Origin of the sequence: Nostoc sp., from assembly GCF_036917435.1 — a bacterium.
Taxonomy (GTDB): Bacteria; Cyanobacteriota; Cyanobacteriia; order Cyanobacteriales; family Nostocaceae; genus Nostoc.
Genome location: NZ_JBALDM010000033.1, coordinates 84397 through 103698 on the forward strand (window position 1 = coordinate 84397; position 19302 = coordinate 103698).

The window sequence follows — 19302 nt, forward strand, 5'->3', positions numbered from 1 at the left end:
TTTGCCTTTTTAATTGGAGCAAAGCAATAGTAATGCAACAACTAAACAAAAGTGGCGGATTTAGTATTAGTGCCATATCAATCCGTCAACATATTGGGACACTGATGCTGACGTTGGCAGTGATCGTGATGGGTGTCTTTTTTGTCGTAAAATTGCCCGTGGATTTACTACCATCAATTACCTATCCTCGGATTGGTGTGCGAATAGAAGCACCTGGAATATCCCCAGAGGTAGCAGTTGATGAAGTCACAAGGCCACTAGAAGAAGCCTTTAGTGCTACCGAGGGCGTGATTCAAATTTTTTCTCAAACTCGTGAGGGACAGATAAATTTGGATCTGTATTTTCAACCAGGTGGCAATATTGACCAAGCTTTAAATGATGCTACGGCTGCCTTTAACAGAGCTAGAAACACATTACCAGAAACCATCGAAGAACCACGCTTATTTAAAGTTGATCCTTCCCAGCTACCTGTTTACGAATTGGCATTAACTTCACCCTCCTTAGAAGGCGTGGATTTGCGGGTTTTTGCTGAAGAAGAATTAGCCCGCGAACTGGGTGTTGTACCCGGAGTCGCAGGGGTAGACATATCGGGCGGAGTTCTAGAAGAAGTTAGGGTCAATATTGATTTGGATCGCTTGCAAGCTGTAGGTGTAGGTTTGACCGATATCTTAGATGAACTCAGAGATCGGAACCTAGATATCTCTGGCGGTCGGCTTTTAGGGCAGAATGCTGAACCATTAACCCGTACAGTCGGGCGATTCCAAAATGCCAATGAAATCAATAATCTTTCTTTTGAAGTCTCTTCCCCTGCTTCCTCGACTACCTCCACTTCCTCATCTCCCCCCACCTCCTCTACACCCAACCGCCGCGTCTATTTGCGCGACTTCGCCGAAGTCATTGATGGCTCAGAACAACAACGGGTATACGTCCTCCTCAACGGGGAAGAAGCTGTAAAAGTCAGTATTCAAAAGCAGCCGGATGCTAATACCATCAACGTTGTCGAGGGTGTGAAAAAACGCTTGGAAGAACTCCGGCAATCTGGGGTAATTTCCAAAGGGACAGTTCTGACACCAACCTTGGATGAGTCGCGGTTTATTCGTAACTCGATCTCGAATGTTACCAGTTCTGGATTGATCGGTACTGCACTAGCAGCGATCGCAGTTCTGTTATTTCTCGGTTCTCTACGACAAACTTTCATCATCGTTCTCGCCATCCCCTTAGCAACCCTAGCTGCCATCATCTTGATGGGGCTTTTTGGCTTATCTATCAACGTTTTTAGTTTGGGTGGTTTGGCGCTGGGTGTAGGTATTGTGGTAGATAACTCCATCGTCATGTTGGAGAACATTGCCGAGGGTGCTGGGATGACTCCCGGTAAGGATAATAAAAGCCGCCTAAATTCCCAAGAACTAATTTCTCAAGCAGAAAAAAGTAGCCAAGAAGTAGAATCAGCTTTGGTTGCTTCCACTAGTACGAACTTGGTAGCGGTGTTGCCATTTTTGCTCATTGGTGGTTTTATCGCATTACTATTCAATGAGTTAATTCTTACCATCACCTTTTCTGTAGCCGCTTCAATTTTAATTGCTGTAACCGTTGTACCGATGTTCGCCTCCCGGATGTTGGCATGGAAGTTTTCTAGTGGTTTGAGCAATTTTTGGCTGTTGCGGCAGTTTAATAACCGTTTTGATGCTTCTACGAGGGGTTATGGCAGTTTTTTAACTGGGATATTACGCTGGCGATTGGTTACGGTAGCGATCGCTATTATCGTTTTCGGCGGCGGCAGTTTGTGGATGGCTCCGCAAATTCCCCAAGAAATTCTCCCCCGCATCAACACCGGACAAGCTAACTTAAATGCCCAGTTTCCTCCCGGTACACCTTTAGAAACTAACCAAAAAGTTATGGTTGCGGTGGATGAGATTATCCGCAAGCAGCCAGAAACAGAATATGTTTTCTCTACAATTGGTGGCTCTCTCTTTGGCAACACTACTAATGCTAATGCCCTACGAGCTTCTAGCAATATTACCTTGAAAACGGGTACTAATGTGCAAGCTTACGTAGAAAGAGTTACCCAAGAGTTGAACAAGCTAAATTTAGCAGGAATTCGCCTCCGCCTTGCCCCCGGTCAAGTACGGGGTTTGGTTCTCAGCAACTCTCCTGTCCGTGGTGCTGATGTTGACGTAATCCTTCAGGGAAATGACGAAAATGCTTTAGAAGAAGCTAGTCGTCAGGTGTTAAAAGCCTTAGAAGACCAAGCCACCCTAGCAAGATTTCGTCCTGATGCAGACGCTCGCCAACCAGAAATTCAAATTCTTCCTGACTGGGAGAGGGTTTCAGCTTTGGGGCTAACTGCTACACAGATAGGACAAACAATTCAAACTGCGATCGAAGGAAGTGTACCAACTCAGTTGCAACGCGGCAACCGTCTAGTTGATGTCCGGGTAAAGTTGAATGAAGCATCAGTACAAGTACCTTCTCAATTGGAAAGATTGCCTTTATTTGTGAATAACAATCGGCAAGTCCGCTTGAGTGATGTTGCCAAAATTACCGAAGCTCAAGCACCAGGAGAAGTTCAGCGAATTAACCAGCGTCAGGTTTTATTAATTGCTGGCAACTTGACTCAGGGAGCTAGTCTCAGTACTGCCCTAGAACAGGTGAGTACGGTACTAGATAGTATAGATTTACCTGAAGGGATTACCGTTTTACCCAGTGCAGCAGCTGAATCTAATCAGCAGTTGCAAAGTTCATTGCAACTTTTAGGTGGATTAGCTGCCTTTCTAGTCTTTGTAGTGATGGCGGTGCAATACAATTCCCTTATTGACCCGCTAGTAATTATGTTTACAATTCCCTTAGCCTTAGCTGGGGGGATTTTCGGGCTTTACATCACCAAAACTGCAATTGGGGCGACAGTGATTGTCGGTGCAGTTTTGCTGGTGGGTATTGTGGTCAATAACGCCATCATTATGGTGGAATTGGCGAATCAAATTCTGGAACGAGAAAAGGTTGATCGGAAAACTGCCATTTTGAAAGCTGCACCTCAACGCCTACGACCAGTGTTAATGACAACTATTACCACTGTTTTAGGTATGTTCCCCCTAGCGTTAGGAATTGGGGAAGGCTCAGAATTTTTGCAACCATTAGGTGTAGTAGTGTTTTCGGGTTTGTCTTTAGCAACAGTGCTGACGCTGTTTATCATCCCCTGTTTTTATACTCTGCTGCACGATTTGATGGGTGGAAATTGGGCGAAGCCAGTGTTAAACAGGTTGCGTGGATTTACGAAAAAATGGATTTGAATTCTTGATATCGAATTAACCAAAACAAAAACCTCACCCTGCCTTGACTTTAATCCCTCTCCTTACCAAGGAGAGGGACAGGTTTTGCGTAGCAGAACCAGGGTGAGGTTTCAACTTTGTGTATACCGTAGGTAGGGAGACGGCACACTGAGGATATAAATCACATTTCTCAAAGCACATATTGCTGAATTTGTCAACATATAAGTTCTAACTGAGCTTTTTTATAAAGATTGCATGAAATTACTAGTTATTGTGATAAAGCTTTACAAGAATTGCTTTATAAATCAACATACGAGTATATGTAAACTCACTCAGCAAGCACACATTAACCGCTATTTATCTAGCAAGTATTATATAGCAGTTAAAAAGTGAGGTTTTGCTGTTTGATTTAACCCACCCGGCATAGCATTTTATCAACCAATATCGAAGAGGACAGAAATATGACAATAGTAACCAAAATAGCCTTATCTTTTCTAGGAGCAGTAGGAATTAGTTTTTTGTCTTTGACACCAGCAAAAGCCGTTATCTTGGTAGAATCCATTGTGACGACTCAAGATCAAGACATACTCAACACTAAAAGCCCAAGAATTCTTACAGATTATCAACCAGGGCAAGTAATAGAATATGGTGTTCCAGATGTAGCTAATAACTTTCTAAATAACACTGGGTACGATATAGAAAGCTTAGTCTTTGATTTAAAAACGCTGTCCTATAGTAATGCTGATTCTACTCCAGCATATAATAATGAGCCTGTGGAGTGGGGAGATGTTAATGGAGATGGAAAGATTGGTTATTCCAATAACCCCAATCTAAAGGATATTTTTACAGACATTACAATCAGTGGCAGTACTATTACTTTTAGTGGTGGCGTAATTCCAAACGGAAGCCTGTTTTACAATCCCTTCGCTACCCTACCAAATCTAGCACCAGGCGCTGGAATCATTCCACCAGTGCCATCAAATAAAGCAGATAAAGATGGGCCTATTAGAGTCGCTGCTTATTACACCGCCATTCCTGAGTCAACTAACGTTTTGGGTGTAGTAGCCTTTGCTGCTTTAGGCGTAGCTTTAAAATTAAAGCGATCGCTTGGTTATTAGGGACTGGTGACTGGGGACTAGGGACTAGGGACTGGGGACAGTAGCAATTCCCAATTCCCAATTCCCAATTCCCTTTAATTACGATAGACTGCCAATGTTTCCTGATGAACGCGGGCAACACTCAACCATTCGAGGTTTTGATTTGCCCGATTTTTCCACTCATGCAGCATATCGGCATTACTGAGTAATTGGACTAAAACCCCAGCCAAAGCCTTACTATCTTTTGCTGGCACTAAAAGACCTGCTTGCCCATTGTCCAAAGCTTCAGGAATCCCATCTACTTCAGTACCAACGATCGCAATTCCAGCTTCCCTAGCTTCTGAAAGTACCAGAGGGCAAGGATCGCGATGAGAAGCTAGCACAAATATGTCACAAGATATCAGATAGCGTTGAGGTTGTGGCTGGAAGCCTTCAAAATGAATCCGTTCTTTTACAGAAGTTGCTTGTGCTTGTGCCTCAAATAGCTGTTTATCCGGGCCATTTCCTACCAAATAAAGGTGTGCTTGGGGAAAATCTGGGGCAATTTGTTCAAAGGCAGCGATTAACTCAGCAATACCTTTGCGTTGATACATACCGGCTACAGTAGCGATCGCTGGACGTTGTAACCCTAAAGGCTGATAATCTTGTATTTGCCGGGTACGGGGACTGCCCAAAGTTCCATTGCATACTACCCGCAACTTATTTTCTGGGATACCCCGCTTTGCCATAGAATCTCGCACCGCCTTGCTAACGGCAATAACCTTATCAGCTAAACCCATCAGCAAACTAGAACGCTGAAATTCGTTGTGAACTGTGGAAACTAAAGTATATTTATTGCCTTTAAAAATTCGTGCTAAAATTACCCCCGTCATCATGTGAGCATGAACGATATCCGGCTGAAATTCTGCTGCGATCGCTCTATAGCGCACAGCCGCTTTGATAATACTTATCGGTTTTCTCGTTTGGTCTAGTTGGTAGTGTTTGACACCACATATATTTAATAATTTCTCGTATTCACCACCAGCAGAAATAACCGCTACCTCACAGCCAGATTTTGCCTGTAAACAAGCCAGATCCACAGCCACATTTACAATACCGTTACCTATTTCTTGAACGTGGTTCAAAATATGTATGATTCGCATAATCTTTGAGATATGTATAAAAAATAAAGATAAGTAATAAGTGTAAACCAACATAATTCTTGAGGTATTTAGCAACAACTCAAGATTAGTCAGCAGCGCAAAAAATTGACCAATAGCGCTTCTAACTACTTACTTAGCTTTAAAGATTTATTCAATAACGGCTCAAGAAATCGGGGAAAAACTCCAAAATTCTAATGTCTTACCAAAAGCAGCAATGGGAGCATCCCACCTTGAAAGGGCTAGTCCTGCCAAGATGATGCGGCGAAATTAATGTAATGATTGTCAGGTTCGGGGGTGGGGTTATGAATAATTTTCAGGGGGTTAGACTTGTTCCTGCTCTGGCTCTTGTTGAATGCCTACAAATTCTCTTCTTAAATCGTCGTCAGACGGTCTTGTGCGAAATTCTTCGTGGGTGTATATCCACAACAGATAAACAACGCGCTTTGCCTCGTTAACCACATACATGAAGCGACATTTCTTTGCCGCTCCATCTAACTCAGGCGCTCTAAATCGAATTTTTCTAAATTTAAAATCTGATTTATACGTTCCTTTGGGAAAACCTTCGTCGTCTGAAAATGAATTAGAGCTAGGATTCTCGCGGAGTTGACCAATATAGTCATTAACTAACTCCAAAAAAGAATTCCTAGCTCTTTCATTTTTACGGTAGTGACTTTTAATTAACTTTTCGAGGCTAATCTCAAACCTCTCTAATGGCTCTATCCGATATGCTTCGCAACCAGTCACGGGTTTCCTCTGTCTTTAACTCTTTCCCCTGGATTGTACCTGAGTACAATTGTTCTAGAGTATCAGATAAAACCGCTTGATAACTGGGATCTTGACGCTCAACAGCATCCAAAATAGTGTCAACCAGTGTATCTAAAGCTTTAATGCAAGACATAAAAGCTTCTGTCTGATTGGTTACGACTAAAAACAATAGATAAATTTTTGACCAAATTTTGCTTTTTAAGCCAAACACACCTTTTGCAGATGGTTCGAGCCAATCATACGCAAACTCTTTTAGCCCTTCGCGGTCTTCAACAGAAATATTGCTCCACTCCTGCTTAACTCTACGGGTTAACTTACGAATTTTGGCTGTTAATTGCTCAAAATTCGATGATGGGCTGATTTTTCTTTGGCGAATCTGCTCAAACTCATGAGTAAAAATCACGATCGCAGTGGACACCGCTACACTCTCCCAATTTACTGCTATTCCTGGACAACAACAGAGTTAAATAACTTTTTGACTTTTACAAACTGTATTTAGAATTTTACTTATCGGGTGTTGCCACCCTACATTTTTATTCTATGACAATAGATACTCGCTGTCTTCCGCAATTAGACAAAAGCGGATGTTTGATTATTTCTGTTACAGAAGCAATCGAAGCGCGATCGGCTTGTTTTACAATTGGATAGCTAGCTATCCAATCAAGTCGAGCCTTCCAAGCAAAGCGATCGCTCCACTTATTGAAGAATTTTTCACAAAGCTAAAGCTTTACCTGGTTCAATATATATTAGTATTTGAGATAATAAAAATACACATCTCTGGCAGGCACGCTTATGACCGAGCTTTACGGAGGAATTGACCCTAGAGACATTCCGACCTACTCCATTAGTGATGCCGCTCGTTACTTACACATTCCAGCAGGCACAATTCGCTCTTGGACAGTTGGGCGGCACTATAAAATCACAAAGGGTTCCAACTTCTTCAAACCCCTGATTCCAATTCGCGATCTCAAGCCAAAACTTCTCTCATTTACTAACCTAATTGAAGTTCATGTTCTAAGAGCGATTCGTAAACACCACGAAATTGACTTGGACAAGGTGCGATACGCCCTTGATTTCATCGAGGAGGAGTTTCAAGTATCCCGCCCCTTAGCAGGTGAGCGCTTTCGTACTGATGGCGTTGACCTCTTCATTGAGCGATATGGCTCTCTCGTTAATGCCTCTAAACGCGGGCAAACGGAAATGAAAGACGCTTTGAATGCCCATCTCGAACGGATTGAACCCGATGACACTGGGCTTGCAATTAAACTTTATCCCTTTACTCGCTCTCACGAGGAAGACAATCCTCGATTCGTTGTCATGGACTCCCGAATCGCTTTCGGTCGCCTTGTTATTGCTGGGACAGGGATTGCTACCCGCGTGTTAGCAGAACGCTATCAAGCAGGTGACTCAATTGACTATCTTGCCGATGATTACGACTGCGATCGCCTCGCAATTGAAGAAGCTATTCGTTGCGAGAAGTTCGTTGCTGCATGAAACAATCCCAGTCCATCACTTTTTTTATAGATCGATGCTTATGTTCCAAAGTCATTATATCGGCACTTAAGGGTGCAGGACTTACTATTGAAGTTCATCATGACCACTTTGACCATAATGCTCAAGATGTAGCTTGGTTGCCAGAAGTTGGCAAAAGAGACTGGGTTGTTCTGACCAAAGATAGCAGAATTATTAATAACTGTTTAGAAAGAATTGCTGTTGCAAGCGCTCAAGTCAAGTTGCTTGTGTTTGCTTCCCAAAATATCACAGGGGAAGACATGGTAGAAATTTTTTTAAAAGCGATCGGACCGATGCAAAGATTTGTTCACAAGCATCCCGCCCCCTTCATCGCTAAAATCTATGGGGACGGAAGGTTTCTATGTGGAAAGATGACCAAACGCTAACAGAAGAATTGAAGCGGTTTTTATAAAACCATCGTTGCGATAGGTGTCAAGAGCAATCAGCTTTGCTTCGGTGAATAGCGATCCCTGCGATGGGCGGTTACGCCATCGCTCCACTACCTAAAGAATTTTTCAACCACTGCGCCTTGTTACATCTCACCAAAAGCATCCCTTTTAGCTTGGACACACAAGTATCCACTCTTACTAGGCAGAGCTAAGAGTGATCATTTTTCCTAAAAGCGTCTATCGCAGTTAATTCAGATTTGCTTTTGAGATAACAGGCTGAAAATCTTTACAAAATCATCTATTAGACATCTCCGACAATGAATGTAGAGACGCGAAATTTCGCATCTCTACAAGGGTTTCAGGTTACGCATCTTTAATTTCTGGAGATGTCTATTGATTCACTTTTGTAAATGCTAAGTTTTGACAGCAAAAACCATCGCCAACGCTTAAAAAATTAGGACTCAATCAACACAAGTTTACGAACCTCAGAATTTTGTCCCTGAGAACGGCGTGATGAGGCAGCAGTTAGCAAAAACTTCCAAGAATTAGGAGAAAGTATAGAAGAATCTATCATTGATAAAAGACTCTTGAGATTTTTTTGCTTCAGTGCGACTAAAATCCAATGGAGCTTCAGGTAATTTTTTATATCTTGAAATCTGGGAATCTTTGAGCGATGTTGCTCATTTACCAAGGCGTAAATTTTTTCTTTCATCAAAATATTTGTCGCCAACCGCCGAGGTAAAGAAAACTTTTGATTATACGCACCGGGCCAAATAGTGCGGTAAGCAAGACACTGGTTGAAGAAAATGGCATCGCCAAACTGGGCAATGCGAATCCACGAATCGATGTCATCACAGTTAGCATCGAGTGTGGAATCCCAACCACCAGTTTGCAGAAAAGCATCACGACGGCAAGCTACTTGTACAGGTGTGCCAAAGGGTACAAGCTCCAATAGCATACCGTAGTGAATATCGGCTTGGGGGATATAAAAAGCTAAACCGGGGCCTACTTGTGGGGTGCGACTGAGTTCAACTTCATTACCATCCACCTGAGCCGCCACACAAGAGCAGATTACAGCATCAGGACGAAGTGCGATCGCTTTAGCCATCTCTTCTATGCAGTTAGGCGCTAAATAGTCGTCATCATCCAAAAACTTAATCCAGTCGCCGCTAGCTTTGGCAACTCCAGCATTTACCGTTGCTGCATGGCCAAGGTTCACTTCGTTCCGATGGTAAACAACCTTATCCCCTAAGCTTTTGAGATAGGTTTGGGTATCATCAGAAGAACAATCATCGGCAACAACCACCTCACACTCAATGGTTTGGTTCCAAGCCGACTCGATTGCTCTTTTCAGCAAGTTCAAGCGATTATAAGTACTGATGACGACGCTAAATTTCATAGATTTCCACTTCTGATACAGCATTTTGCAATATAGCTTCGATTTATCGGGTCTTGTCTCAGTAAAATTCTCAATCTCTAATAAGTAGAAGTAGACTGAAATAGGATTATCGATTTATGATTGATGATCGTGGGTTTTTTTTAAGCAGACAGAAAGACTATGAACGCTCAAGAGATTATCCGCTCCATTGAAGCGGAACACATAAAATCTAATCTGCCCGACATTTATGTGGGCGATACAGTAAAAGTAGGAGTGAAAATTAAAGAAGGCGAAAAATTCCGGGTACAACCCTACGAAGGAGTAGTCATTGCCAAGCGCAACGGTGGCATTAACGAAACTATTACAGTCCGTAAGGTTTTTCAAGGTGTAGGCGTTGAGCGCGTATTTTTGTTGCATTCTCCCCGCATTGACAGCATCAAAGTATTACGTCGCGGTAAAGTCCGCCGTGCTAAACTTTATTATCTCCGCGATCGCGTAGGTAAGGCAACCCGGATTAAGCAACGGTTTGACCGCCCTTTGTGATTCAAACTTCTTTGATCGTGGCAGAAATCTCAAGCGGCATCTGCCGCTAACTTGTTTTCTCAACGAAATTGAAGTATGATAGAAATCGCGTGTTGCGTTAAACTAAAATTTAGTTCAGCGCAATAACTGAGTAAAAAACAGCTTGTGCGCTCTTAGTTCAGTTGGTAGAACGCAGGTCTCCAAAACCTGATGTCGGGGGTTCAAGTCCTCCAGGGCGCGCTCAAGAGCAAAAAACAAAGCCCGAAATAATTACGCAGTTGCTAATTTAGCAGCCAGCGATAATAATTTCGGGTAAATTTATTGTATTTGCAGTTGTTTTGCTTTCAGTTAACTAAGTAAAATAGAGTCGAAACTGCAAAACTGGATAACCGAATTTTAGATTTCTTCTCAATCCAAAATCTTAAATCGAGTACTTTGGATTGAAATGGGATAAATCTAAAATCTAAAATCCAAAATTGACTAAGAAACCGGGGGATAAACCGTCGTGGCTAAAAAAAGTGAAGCAGAATTGCCAGAAACTACAAACGGGTTTAGCTTAGGCAACTTCATACAGGGAACCAAAGAAGAACTTGACAAAGTAGTTTGGCCTAGTCGGAAACAGATAGTGAGCGAATCTGCTGCTGTATTGTTAATGGTGGCACTCTCCGCATCTTTGATATACTTGGTCGATGGATTGTTTGGTTGGGCAGCAAAACAGGTGTTCTGATGACTTTTGCAACAGATGAACCTCGCAACTCCACGTTGCAGTCGGACGAAACAGGAGAAACAGCAGAAGGAGTGTCAAAAGAAGCACGCTGGTATGCTGTGCAAGTAGCTTCAGGCTGTGAAAAGCGTGTAAAGACTAACTTGGAGCAACGCATTCAAACTTTTGATGTAGCCGACAAAATTATCCAGGTAGAAATTCCGCAAACGCCGGCGGTGAAAATCCGCAAAGATGGCAGTCGCCAGCATACAGAAGAAAAAGTTTTTCCTGGCTATGTGCTGGTGCGGATGATGATGGATGATGATACCTGGCAGGTGGTACGAAACACCTCTCATGTAATTAACTTTGTCGGTTCAGAACAAAAACGTGGTAGCAGCAAGGGTCGCGGTCATGTCCACCCCATACCACTGAGTGGTTCAGAAGTTGAACGTATATTCAAACAAACCAGCGAACAAGAAGCTGTTGTCAAAATTGACATGGCTACTGGTGATAAGATATTGGTGCTTTCTGGGCCATTTAAAGACTTTGAAGGCGAGGTAATTGAAGTGTCTCCAGAACGGAGTAAACTTAAAGCCTTGCTCTCAATTTTCGGCAGGGATACACCAGTAGAACTGGAATTTAATCAGGTAGAGAAACAGAGTTAAATACAAATGGCGAAGAAAGTAGTGGCGGTCATTAAACTGGCCCTGAATGCTGGCAAAGCCAACCCAGCACCACCAGTCGGGCCCGCCTTGGGTCAACATGGTGTTAACATCATGATGTTCTGCAAAGAGTACAACGCCAAAACAGCAGACCAAGCTGGAATGGTAATACCTGTAGAAATTTCGGTTTTTGAAGACCGGAGTTTTACATTTATACTCAAAACGCCACCAGCATCAGTTCTGATTCGGAAGGCGGCGAAGGTTGAAAAAGGCTCCAATGAACCCAACAAAAAGAAGGTTGGGTCAATCAGCAAAGCACAATTGCAAGAAATAGCCCAAACCAAACTTCCTGACCTCAATGCCAACGACATCGACGCGGCAATGAAGATTGTGGCAGGAACGGCTAAGAATATGGGTATAACAGTCACGGATTAGTCATTGGTCATTAGTAAAAAATTAACAAATGACAAAGGACAAATGACAAAGGACAAATAACTAAAAATTATCGGGGGAGAGGCGAAGCTTCGGAATTACCCCAGGAGAAAAAAATGGTAAAAATATCGCGTCGTTTGAAGACGCTGCAAGCAAAAGTAGAAGATAAGGATTATCATCCTTTAGAGGCTTTAGCCCTTCTCAAAGACACAGCAACAGCTAAATTTATTGAAGCTGCCGAAGCGCATATCCGGTTGGGAATTGACCCCAAATATACAGACCAACAGTTGCGGACAACTGTAGCATTGCCCAAAGGCACAGGACAAATCGTCCGGGTGGCGGTGATAGCCAGAGGCGAAAAGGTAAACGAAGCCAGCAACGCTGGGGCTGATATAGTCGGATCGGAAGAATTGATTGACGAAATCCAAAAAGGTAGAATGGATTTTGACAAACTGATTGCCACGCCCGATGTGATGCCACAGGTGGCAAAGCTGGGTAAGTTGCTTGGGCCACGTGGTTTGATGCCATCGCCCAAGGGTGGAACCGTAACATTTGATTTAGCAGGTGCGATCGCAGAATTCAAAGCTGGTAAACTAGAATTCCGAGCCGACCGAACTGGTATTGTCCATGTTATGTTTGGTAAGACAAGCTTCTCGCCTGAAGATTTGTTAGTCAACCTGAAGGCATTGCAGGAGACGATTGACCGTAACCGTCCTTCAGGAGCTAAAGGTCGTTATTGGCGCACATTTTATGTGTCAGCCACAATGGGGCCATCAATTAAAATTGATGTCACCGCCCTACGAGATTTAAAACTGAGCGAAGCTGGTTAATTTTTTAGTCATTAGTTATTAGTCATTTGTAAAGACAAAGGACAAGGGACAAATGACTAATGACAAAATTAAATAGGCAAAGCCGGAGACAGCAGGTGCTAATAGCTTAAATATCCTGCCGAGGTTAAAACTCTAATTGTCAAAATTACCACCCCGAAAGGCGTGATAACTATGGCATCACGAGTCTTAATACTCAACCCCGGCTAAGTTAGCTGGGGTTTGTTGTTTGGGTTCAGGTTTAGAAGAAATTTACAAGTAGGGCAATCACCGATTGTTTTAAGGAGGTGAGATTGGAATGGGTAGAACACTAGAAAATAAAAAAGAAATAGTAGCTGACCTCAAAGAAACTTTGAGTAAGTCAACTCTGGCACTGGTAATTGACTATCAGGGGCTAACAGTTTCCGAAATCACAGACTTACGGCGGCGGCTGCGTCCTAGTGGCACTGTTTGTAAGGTGACGAAGAACACCCTGATGGGCATTGCTATTAAAGATGATGAAAAATGGCAGCCTTTGTCGGAATTGCTCAATGGCTCTTCCGCCTTTTTGCTGGTAAAAGAAGATTTTTCATCGGCAATTAAGGCATACCAAGAATTCCAAAAAGTCACCAAGAAGACAGAACTTCGCGGTGGTGTATTGGAAGGTCGCCTACTCAAAGAACCTGATGTCAAGGTACTGGGAGACTTGCCATCTAAGGAACAACTCATTGCACAAATTGCTGGGGCTATCAACGCTTTGGCTACCAAGATTGCTGTGGGTATCAACGAAGTTCCTGGTTCACTAGCTCGTGCTTTGCAGGCTGTGGCTGACCAAGAGCAAAGTGGTGGTAGCACCGAAACTGCTGCTGTCCAAGATAGCAGCACCGAAACCGCAACTGAAGCTGATAGCAGTACTGAACCTGCTGCTGAATAGACTTCGTGGTTCATCAGTCAAGAGTCAAAAAGTCTATAGTTACAGACCAATGGCCCATGACAAATAAATAATCAAAATTACAGGAGTTATATCCATGTCTGCTGCAACCGATAACATTTTAGAACAACTAAAAACCCTTTCTTTGCTGGAAGCTTCTGAGCTAGTCAAGCAAATTGAAGAAGCTTTTGGTGTGAGTGCTGCTGCACCTGTTGGCGGCATGATGATGATGGCTGGCCCTGGTGGCGCTGCTGCTGCTGAGGAAGTTGTTGAGCAAACCGAGTTTGAAGTGATTCTCGAATCAGTCCCAGCTGATAAGAAGATTGCCGTACTGAAGATTGTTCGGGAATTGACCGGTTTAGGTCTGAAAGAAGCGAAAGACATGGTAGAAGCTGCGCCCAAGGCAGTTAAAGAAGGTATTACTAAGGATGCTGCTGAAGATGCTAAGAAGCGCATCGAGGAAGCTGGCGGTAAGGTGAGTATCAAGTAATCAGAATTTGATTACTAGTTTTTATTAAGGAGTCTGATTCAGGCTCCTTTTTTTTATATAGCGGTTCCCATTCAGATGCAGTACAACATTAATCGCAAAGTGTAAGGGCACAGCAGTGCTGTGCCCCTACGGTTGTATCTCACTGAACCGAGAACCGCTATGTAAAGTTTGATATTAGGTAATATGGTTTAATTAAGGGACTTCCAACAAATAAATTATCCAATCTTGTGGGGTGGGCATCTTGCCTGCCCAGTTTAATAGGGCAGGCAAGATGCCCACCCCACAATAAAAAGAAATGCTTAATCTTTAGCTAATCATTTTCTCTAAAGCGATTTGCAAATCTTTTGTTAAATCACTCACAGCTTGTTTAGATGCCTGGCGATCGCCATGAGAATTTGACCAACGTTCTGTAACTGAAATTGGCTCTCCCACTGTAATTTGTGCTTGTCGCAAACCTAAGCGCGGTCGTCCTGGAAGTGTTGTATCCTGAATTCTAGAAAGCATATCGAATAAAAGTAAAGCTGTTTCTGCAAAGCGTTCCGGCGTTGGTTGTTCTTGAATATAAGTCGCTGTGACTGCAACAAAACTTTCCACCATCCGCATGTGCCGCATTCGTAAGTCTGCTTCCTCTGCAATCCAGTCTGCCAAACCACGTTTAAATGGTGGTAAAGCATTGATATCTGGCAAATCTTCCCGATAAATGTAATTCCAGCCAGCCTCTTCTAAGCGGCGACATCGGTCAATAAAATTACCCTGCGCCTGAACTCCAAAATACTGCTCGGTAACTTGTAAAGCCTTATCCAACAAGTGATGTAGTCGGTCAATCAACACCTGATTAGGATTAGTAGATTCTTCAGTGGAAATGGTTTTTGGAATGTCTTGATGATAGAAGCGACGATAAAATTCTTCCATCTCGGTAATGAGATATTCTGCTAATCTACAGAGGCGTTGATAGTAAATCTTTTCTTGATCGCCCGAATCAATTCTTCCTACTCCCAAGCCGCTATCAGTTTCCAACTTACTCAGCAGCCAATCCAGTTTAGACCAAGGTGGCTTAACGTAACGATACTGGATGGCAATCGGTACAATGATTACAGTTTCAGTCCGGTTGGCTTTATGTAAGTCTTCTGCACACCAGAATCCCATTTGAGCAACACCAGGTTCCAGTGGGCTAACAATGCCACTATGACCATTAGTACCTCCTTCGGGTGCAACTGCGATCGGTACTTTTCCATTAGCAAATAACTCTCGTGCTGTTTGGATTGCTTGTCGATCTAGTCGCCTACCGCGATGAACCGGCACACCTCCGAGTCGTGAAAACAACCAACCTAGCCAATCTCCAGCCCAAACTGTCATCCCGCGATCGTAGAGAAAATAGCTATGAACTAGCGATCGCAGTGTAATACCTTTCTGACGAGCCACCCGTGGTACAATGCGAGAAAGCAAATACAACATACAGAGGGGATCTTCCACCTCTGGGTGACGAAATGCCAACAAAAGGCGAATTTTTCCAGCCTGGAATTGTTGATAAAGTTCAGCTAATACCTCAACATTCTGGGCTTCAACGCTGACAATACCAGCCGGTAGCCAAGGGCGAGTACGAAATCGTAGTGCGATCGGCAATAACCACCGAACAATCTGGAGTATTGGCAGATTAAGCCGTTGGGGAATAAATTTTAGTGGTGGTTGAGTAGAGTGAATCGTTTTAGGCAAGTCGCTCTCCAGATTGTATTTCTAGCGATTGTAAAATGTGCTGGGAATGTGCTGGGTGAAAAGATTGATAAGTACTACTTCTTACTCAGAACTCAGCACTACATAACCGAATAAAAAATTAAGTGGAATGTTTAGGAAAATTTCGTAATAAATAACTAAACACTGCTACATTCAGCAAAAACACTAATACTTTTATAGGAGATATTCCCCGAATTAATTCATAAATTTCTGGTGGGATACTGATACCCACAAGCACCAATACTAAGATATGTGCCCAACGTTTTTCGTACCACAACCCAACAGCTTCAATACTAGTAACAATAGCATATATTCCTGCGCCAATGCCGCTAAATGCCAGAGTTCTGGGATTTAAGTTGATAACTTTTTGTAAAACCCAATCAATGATTATCGATTTACCTTCTAAAACATAATCGTCTGAAAAAGCCTCTAAATTTTGATAATTTTTCAACGTCAATAATAAAGCGATTGAAGTAACCATAAGCAGCAAGGCGGTAAATGATTTGTACAGAACAATTGCCACTAACCCCAATGGACGCTTTTTCAAATAACCCCCTAAATATATATAAGTCAAATTTTGATTAACTGGCTCTTAATGATGCCAACTAAGATGCTTATTGTAGCAGTACTTTCTCGGACTATCTTTCCTAGATATTTTTTTAATTAAGTAGGGCTTTGAAGATTGAGGCAATTGGATGAAATACCAATTGACCTCTCATTAGGGGCATCTCACCTTTTACTATTTGCCTAGTAAGGACTGTTTCCTTGGGAGAGTCTAAGCAGATCGCAAATTGCCACAAATCACATGTAATGGAGGTTAGCGGACTCGAACCGCTGACATCCTGCTTGCAAAGCAGGCGCTCTACCAACTGAGCCAAACCCCCATAAAATTAAAATAGTCGGTAACTTTGGTTGCCGTTGTTATTGTAACTTATATTGTTCCATTACTAAAGGGATGAAGCCAGAAAATATCCAAGTTGTTGCAGCACTGTATAAATTCGTCAAGCTGCCAGATTTTGCCGAGAAACGAGATCCTCTACTGTCTTACTGCCAAGAGCAAGGTGTCAAGGGGACAATTTTGCTGGCACAAGAAGGCATTAACGGTACAATTGCGGGTTCGCGTCAGGCGATTGATTCTGTTCTCTGGTTTCTGCGTACTGACCCCCGTTTAGCAGACCTAGAATACAAAGAGTCCCATACCGAAAACCCTCCCTTTGAGCGGATGAAGGTACGGTTGAAGCAAGAAATTGTCACTTTGGGATTGCCTGAAATCGATCCAAATGAGCAAGTGGGTACTTATGTCAATCCCCAAGAATGGAATGATTTGATTTGCGATCCTGAAGTAACTGTGATTGACACCCGCAATGATTATGAAGTGAATGTCGGTACTTTTCAAGGGGCAGAAAATCCTCAAACCGGCTCATTCCGAGAATTTCCCGATTATGTACGCCACCATTTAGATCCAACTAAACACAAAAAGGTTGCTCTGTTTTGCACAGGTGGCATTCGTTGTGAAAAAGCTTCATCCTTCATGCTTGCCCAAGGCTTTGCAGAGGTGTATCATCTCAAGGGCGGAATTCTTAAATACTTGGAAGAAGTTTCAGCAGAGAAAAGTTTATGGGAAGGAGAATGTTTTGTCTTTGACGAGCGGGTAGCTGTTAGTCATGGGCTACTAGAGAAAGGGAATTATGAGCGGTGCTTCAATTGTGGGTATCCGATTTCTGAGGAAGATAAGGCATCTTCAAAGTATGAGGAAGGTATCTCTTGTGCCTATTGCTTTGATAGCCTCACAGAGGAGAGAAGATCGCGTCAACAGAAAAAATGGCGGCACTATCAAAGCCAAGTTGCTAATTCCAAAAATCAGGATTTGAGCTAACTTGTAATATCATTTTAATCTGCACCAGAAAAGACATTTACTCCTCAAGTATTTTTGGATTTTGAGGAGTAAAATTTTTGCTTTGCAGGCGAGATTCTTATAATTGGGAATTTAAAGGCAAAATTACTGTAAATTTAGTACCGACTCCAACTTCACTTGTAACATTGATTTGACCATTGTGGGCATCAACGCACCTTTTAACAATTACTAACCCCAATCCAGTACCCTGAATTGATTGGACATTTGAGGCTCGATAGAATGACTCAAAAAGTCGGGCTTGGTCTGTTTCAGGAATGCCAAGACCTTGATCTTGAACACAAAATATTGCTACTTTCTCAATGGAATCGCATATTAATTCAAGCTGAATCTTACCACCTTTGGGAGAATATTTAACCGCGTTTGAGAGGAGATTTCCAAACATATAATGTAACAGTCCTTCATCCATTACAGCGTCGTTACAAATGCTACTACAGGTAAAAACAATTTCACATCCGCTATTTTCAACAATAGAAAACTCTTTGATTAACTCCCGACAAAAATGCTCTAAGTTAAGGGGCGCAGGATTATATACGAGTTTTTCTGCCTCCGCTCGACCCATAAATAGAACCTCTTCCATAAGTTTTTCTAAAGATTGCACAGCAGCTTGAATCCGCTTTAAATAAATGCCTCTTTTTGCATCTGTCAAATTTGCTCCCTGCATTTCTATAAGTTCTACTGCTGTTTGAATAACAGTTAAGGGATTACGGAACTCATGAGATACGGTGGAGATAAATAAAGACTTGAGACGGTTAAGCTCTTGCTCTTTTTCTAATGCTTGTTCTAGCAATTTTGTTTGGTGCCGTTCGCTAAGATCCCAGAAAACAACTACTACACCATTGATCTGGTCAGATCGTCCTTTTAATGGTGAAGCACTATCGCCAATTGGAACTCTTTTTCCGTCTCTTCTAATTAGGGATGTGAATTCTTCTAAATAAACAACCTGTTGTTCCCGTAGCACTTTTGTGACTGGGTTTTCTAATATAGTTTCTGTAACTTCATTAACAAGATGAAAAATCTTTGCCGCCTCATTTCCTAAAGCATCTTTTTGCTGCCAGCCGGTTAGCGCCTCAGCTGCGGGATTTATAAATGTTACTTTTCCCTGCTCATTTGTAGCGATGACAGCATCACTCATTGAGTTTAAAAGGGTTGCTAACTGATCTCGACTCTCCCGCAGTTCACGCTCTAACTGATGTTTTAAAAGACCGATCTCGATCGCTATTTTTAAATCTTTTGTCGTAAATGGTTTAACTATGTATCCAAAAGGTTGGGTAATTTTTGCTCTTTCTAAAGTATGATCGTCACCATAAGCAGTTAAAAATATTATAGGTACGTCTAACTGTTCACGAATCTTACTAGCGGTAGCAATACCATCCATCTCACCTTTAAGAATAATATCCATTAATACTAATTCTGGGTGAGTTTCCAATGCCTTGGCAATGGCAACTTTTCCAGATGAGGCTGTTCCCGTAACAATATAACCTAGTTGACTGAGTTGGCTAGCAATACTTCTAGCCACAATCACTTCATCTTCAACAACTAAAATCCTAGCTTGACCCATTTG

General features: G+C 42.5%; 19 protein-coding genes, 2 tRNA genes and 1 other annotated feature. Of the genes, 13 read left to right on the forward strand and 8 right to left on the reverse strand.

Going from position 1 to position 19302, the window contains the following annotated elements; genetic code table 11:
* Positions 1–32 precede the first annotated feature (32 nt).
* Together V7K98_RS14770 and V7K98_RS14775 are read left to right on the forward strand one after the other, a co-directional pair.
* Positions 33–3287, forward strand: a complete 3255-nt coding sequence (locus V7K98_RS14770; RefSeq protein WP_335023010.1) for an efflux RND transporter permease subunit — start codon at positions 33–35, stop codon at positions 3285–3287.
* Positions 3288–3727: 440 nt separating this feature from the next.
* The gene (locus V7K98_RS14775; protein WP_335023012.1) at positions 3728–4384 is read left to right on the forward strand and encodes a hypothetical protein; all 657 of its coding nucleotides are present in this window, start codon (positions 3728–3730) and stop codon (positions 4382–4384) included.
* Positions 4385–4458: 74 nt separating this feature from the next.
* Here V7K98_RS14775 and V7K98_RS14780 read toward each other — a convergent pair whose 3' ends face one another.
* The 3 genes from V7K98_RS14780 to V7K98_RS14790 form a co-directional block, all read right to left on the reverse strand.
* Complete coding sequence (locus V7K98_RS14780; protein WP_335023014.1) at positions 4459–5505, reverse strand: glycosyltransferase family 4 protein; 1047 nt, start codon at positions 5503–5505, stop codon at positions 4459–4461.
* Between the two features lie 321 nt (positions 5506–5826).
* Entirely contained in the window at positions 5827–6249 is a 423-nt protein-coding gene (locus V7K98_RS14785; protein ID WP_335023016.1) for a hypothetical protein, read from the reverse strand.
* Positions 6203–6688 (reverse strand): hypothetical protein, encoded by a 486-nt coding sequence (locus V7K98_RS14790; protein WP_335023018.1) that lies wholly within the window; start codon positions 6686–6688, stop codon positions 6203–6205. The genes V7K98_RS14785 and V7K98_RS14790 overlap by 47 nt, the downstream gene beginning before the upstream one ends.
* 374 nt (positions 6689–7062) lie before the next feature.
* Between V7K98_RS14790 and V7K98_RS14795 the strand changes: the two genes are divergently transcribed.
* Positions 7063–7764 carry a DUF433 domain-containing protein gene (locus V7K98_RS14795; protein WP_335023020.1) on the forward strand — a complete coding sequence of 234 codons (702 nt, stop codon included), beginning with the start codon at positions 7063–7065 and terminating at the stop codon, positions 7762–7764.
* Positions 7761–8168 (forward strand): hypothetical protein, encoded by a 408-nt coding sequence (locus V7K98_RS14800; protein WP_335023022.1) that lies wholly within the window; start codon positions 7761–7763, stop codon positions 8166–8168. The genes V7K98_RS14795 and V7K98_RS14800 overlap by 4 nt, the downstream gene beginning before the upstream one ends.
* Positions 8169–8625: 457 nt before the next feature.
* Here V7K98_RS14800 and V7K98_RS14805 read toward each other — a convergent pair whose 3' ends face one another.
* Positions 8626–9570 carry a glycosyltransferase family 2 protein gene (locus V7K98_RS14805; protein WP_335023024.1) on the reverse strand — a complete coding sequence of 315 codons (945 nt, stop codon included), beginning with the start codon at positions 9568–9570 and terminating at the stop codon, positions 8626–8628.
* A gap of 159 nt (positions 9571–9729) precedes the next feature.
* Between V7K98_RS14805 and rplS the strand changes: the two genes are divergently transcribed.
* The 8 genes from rplS (at position 9730) to rplL (ending at position 14095) form a co-directional block, all read left to right on the forward strand.
* Positions 9730–10092 carry a 50S ribosomal protein L19 gene (rplS, locus tag V7K98_RS14810; protein WP_334861752.1) on the forward strand — a complete coding sequence of 121 codons (363 nt, stop codon included), beginning with the start codon at positions 9730–9732 and terminating at the stop codon, positions 10090–10092.
* A 146-nt stretch (positions 10093–10238) separates the two neighbouring features.
* Positions 10239–10311: transfer RNA gene (locus tag V7K98_RS14815), tRNA-Trp, on the forward strand.
* 265 nt (positions 10312–10576) lie between these two features.
* Positions 10577–10798 (forward strand): preprotein translocase subunit SecE, encoded by a 222-nt coding sequence (secE, locus tag V7K98_RS14820; RefSeq protein ID WP_094331819.1) that lies wholly within the window; start codon positions 10577–10579, stop codon positions 10796–10798.
* Positions 10798–11439: a transcription termination/antitermination protein NusG gene (gene nusG / locus V7K98_RS14825; protein ID WP_335023026.1), complete on the forward strand. Its 642-nt coding sequence runs from the start codon at positions 10798–10800 to the stop codon at positions 11437–11439. The genes secE and nusG overlap by 1 nt, the downstream gene beginning before the upstream one ends.
* Positions 11440–11445: 6 nt before the next feature.
* Complete coding sequence (gene rplK, locus V7K98_RS14830; RefSeq protein ID WP_335018284.1) at positions 11446–11871, forward strand: 50S ribosomal protein L11; 426 nt, start codon at positions 11446–11448, stop codon at positions 11869–11871.
* Positions 11872–11984: 113 nt separating this feature from the next.
* Positions 11985–12698, forward strand: a complete 714-nt coding sequence (gene rplA / locus V7K98_RS14835) for a 50S ribosomal protein L1 (RefSeq protein WP_335023028.1) — start codon at positions 11985–11987, stop codon at positions 12696–12698.
* Positions 12699–12762: 64 nt separating this feature from the next.
* Positions 12763–12931 (forward strand) — a sequence feature (ribosomal protein L10 leader region).
* Positions 12932–12993: 62 nt separating this feature from the next.
* Entirely contained in the window at positions 12994–13608 is a 615-nt protein-coding gene (gene rplJ, locus V7K98_RS14840) for a 50S ribosomal protein L10 (protein WP_335023030.1), read from the forward strand.
* A gap of 94 nt (positions 13609–13702) precedes the next feature.
* Positions 13703–14095: a 50S ribosomal protein L7/L12 gene (gene rplL, locus V7K98_RS14845; protein ID WP_335023032.1), complete on the forward strand. Its 393-nt coding sequence runs from the start codon at positions 13703–13705 to the stop codon at positions 14093–14095.
* 306 nt (positions 14096–14401) lie between these two features.
* On the opposite strand, the gene V7K98_RS14850 is transcribed toward rplL, so the two are convergent.
* The 3 genes from V7K98_RS14850 to V7K98_RS14860 form a co-directional block, all read right to left on the reverse strand.
* The gene (locus tag V7K98_RS14850) at positions 14402–15808 is read right to left on the reverse strand and encodes a lysophospholipid acyltransferase family protein (protein ID WP_335023034.1); all 1407 of its coding nucleotides are present in this window, start codon (positions 15806–15808) and stop codon (positions 14402–14404) included.
* Positions 15809–15926: 118 nt separating this feature from the next.
* The gene (locus V7K98_RS14855; protein WP_335023036.1) at positions 15927–16373 is read right to left on the reverse strand and encodes a DUF2127 domain-containing protein; all 447 of its coding nucleotides are present in this window, start codon (positions 16371–16373) and stop codon (positions 15927–15929) included.
* Between the two features lie 264 nt (positions 16374–16637).
* Positions 16638–16710 (reverse strand) — tRNA-Ala (locus tag V7K98_RS14860).
* Between the two features lie 71 nt (positions 16711–16781).
* Here V7K98_RS14860 and trhO point away from each other — a divergent pair.
* Positions 16782–17702 (forward strand): oxygen-dependent tRNA uridine(34) hydroxylase TrhO, encoded by a 921-nt coding sequence (gene trhO, locus V7K98_RS14865; RefSeq protein ID WP_335023038.1) that lies wholly within the window; start codon positions 16782–16784, stop codon positions 17700–17702.
* 97 nt (positions 17703–17799) lie between these two features.
* Here the strand turns inward: trhO and V7K98_RS14870 are convergent, their stop codons facing one another.
* Complete coding sequence (locus V7K98_RS14870) at positions 17800–19299, reverse strand: hybrid sensor histidine kinase/response regulator (protein ID WP_335023040.1); 1500 nt, start codon at positions 19297–19299, stop codon at positions 17800–17802.
* Positions 19300–19302 lie beyond the last annotated feature (3 nt).

What these genes read in the sequence shown, in the direction of transcription:
- rplS (WP_334861752.1), top strand. Translation starts at nt 9,730, where the DNA reads ATGAACGCTCAAGAGATTATCCGCTCCATTGAAGCGGAACACATAAAA.
- V7K98_RS14800 (WP_335023022.1), top strand. Translation starts at nt 7,761, where the DNA reads ATGAAACAATCCCAGTCCATCACTTTTTTTATAGATCGATGCTTATGT.
- V7K98_RS14795 (WP_335023020.1), top strand. Translation starts at nt 7,063, where the DNA reads ATGACCGAGCTTTACGGAGGAATTGACCCTAGAGACATTCCGACCTAC.
- V7K98_RS14770 (WP_335023010.1), top strand. Translation starts at nt 33, where the DNA reads ATGCAACAACTAAACAAAAGTGGCGGATTTAGTATTAGTGCCATATCA.
- trhO (WP_335023038.1), top strand. Translation starts at nt 16,782, where the DNA reads ATGAAGCCAGAAAATATCCAAGTTGTTGCAGCACTGTATAAATTCGTC.
- rplL (WP_335023032.1), top strand. Translation starts at nt 13,703, where the DNA reads ATGTCTGCTGCAACCGATAACATTTTAGAACAACTAAAAACCCTTTCT.
- V7K98_RS14805 (WP_335023024.1), bottom strand. Translation starts at nt 9,570, where the DNA reads ATGAAATTTAGCGTCGTCATCAGTACTTATAATCGCTTGAACTTGCTG.
- V7K98_RS14780 (WP_335023014.1), bottom strand. Translation starts at nt 5,505, where the DNA reads ATGCGAATCATACATATTTTGAACCACGTTCAAGAAATAGGTAACGGT.
- V7K98_RS14775 (WP_335023012.1), top strand. Translation starts at nt 3,728, where the DNA reads ATGACAATAGTAACCAAAATAGCCTTATCTTTTCTAGGAGCAGTAGGA.
- nusG (WP_335023026.1), top strand. Translation starts at nt 10,798, where the DNA reads ATGACTTTTGCAACAGATGAACCTCGCAACTCCACGTTGCAGTCGGAC.
- rplK (WP_335018284.1), top strand. Translation starts at nt 11,446, where the DNA reads ATGGCGAAGAAAGTAGTGGCGGTCATTAAACTGGCCCTGAATGCTGGC.
- V7K98_RS14870 (WP_335023040.1), bottom strand. Translation starts at nt 19,299, where the DNA reads ATGGGTCAAGCTAGGATTTTAGTTGTTGAAGATGAAGTGATTGTGGCT.
- rplJ (WP_335023030.1), top strand. Translation starts at nt 12,994, where the DNA reads ATGGGTAGAACACTAGAAAATAAAAAAGAAATAGTAGCTGACCTCAAA.
- rplA (WP_335023028.1), top strand. Translation starts at nt 11,985, where the DNA reads ATGGTAAAAATATCGCGTCGTTTGAAGACGCTGCAAGCAAAAGTAGAA.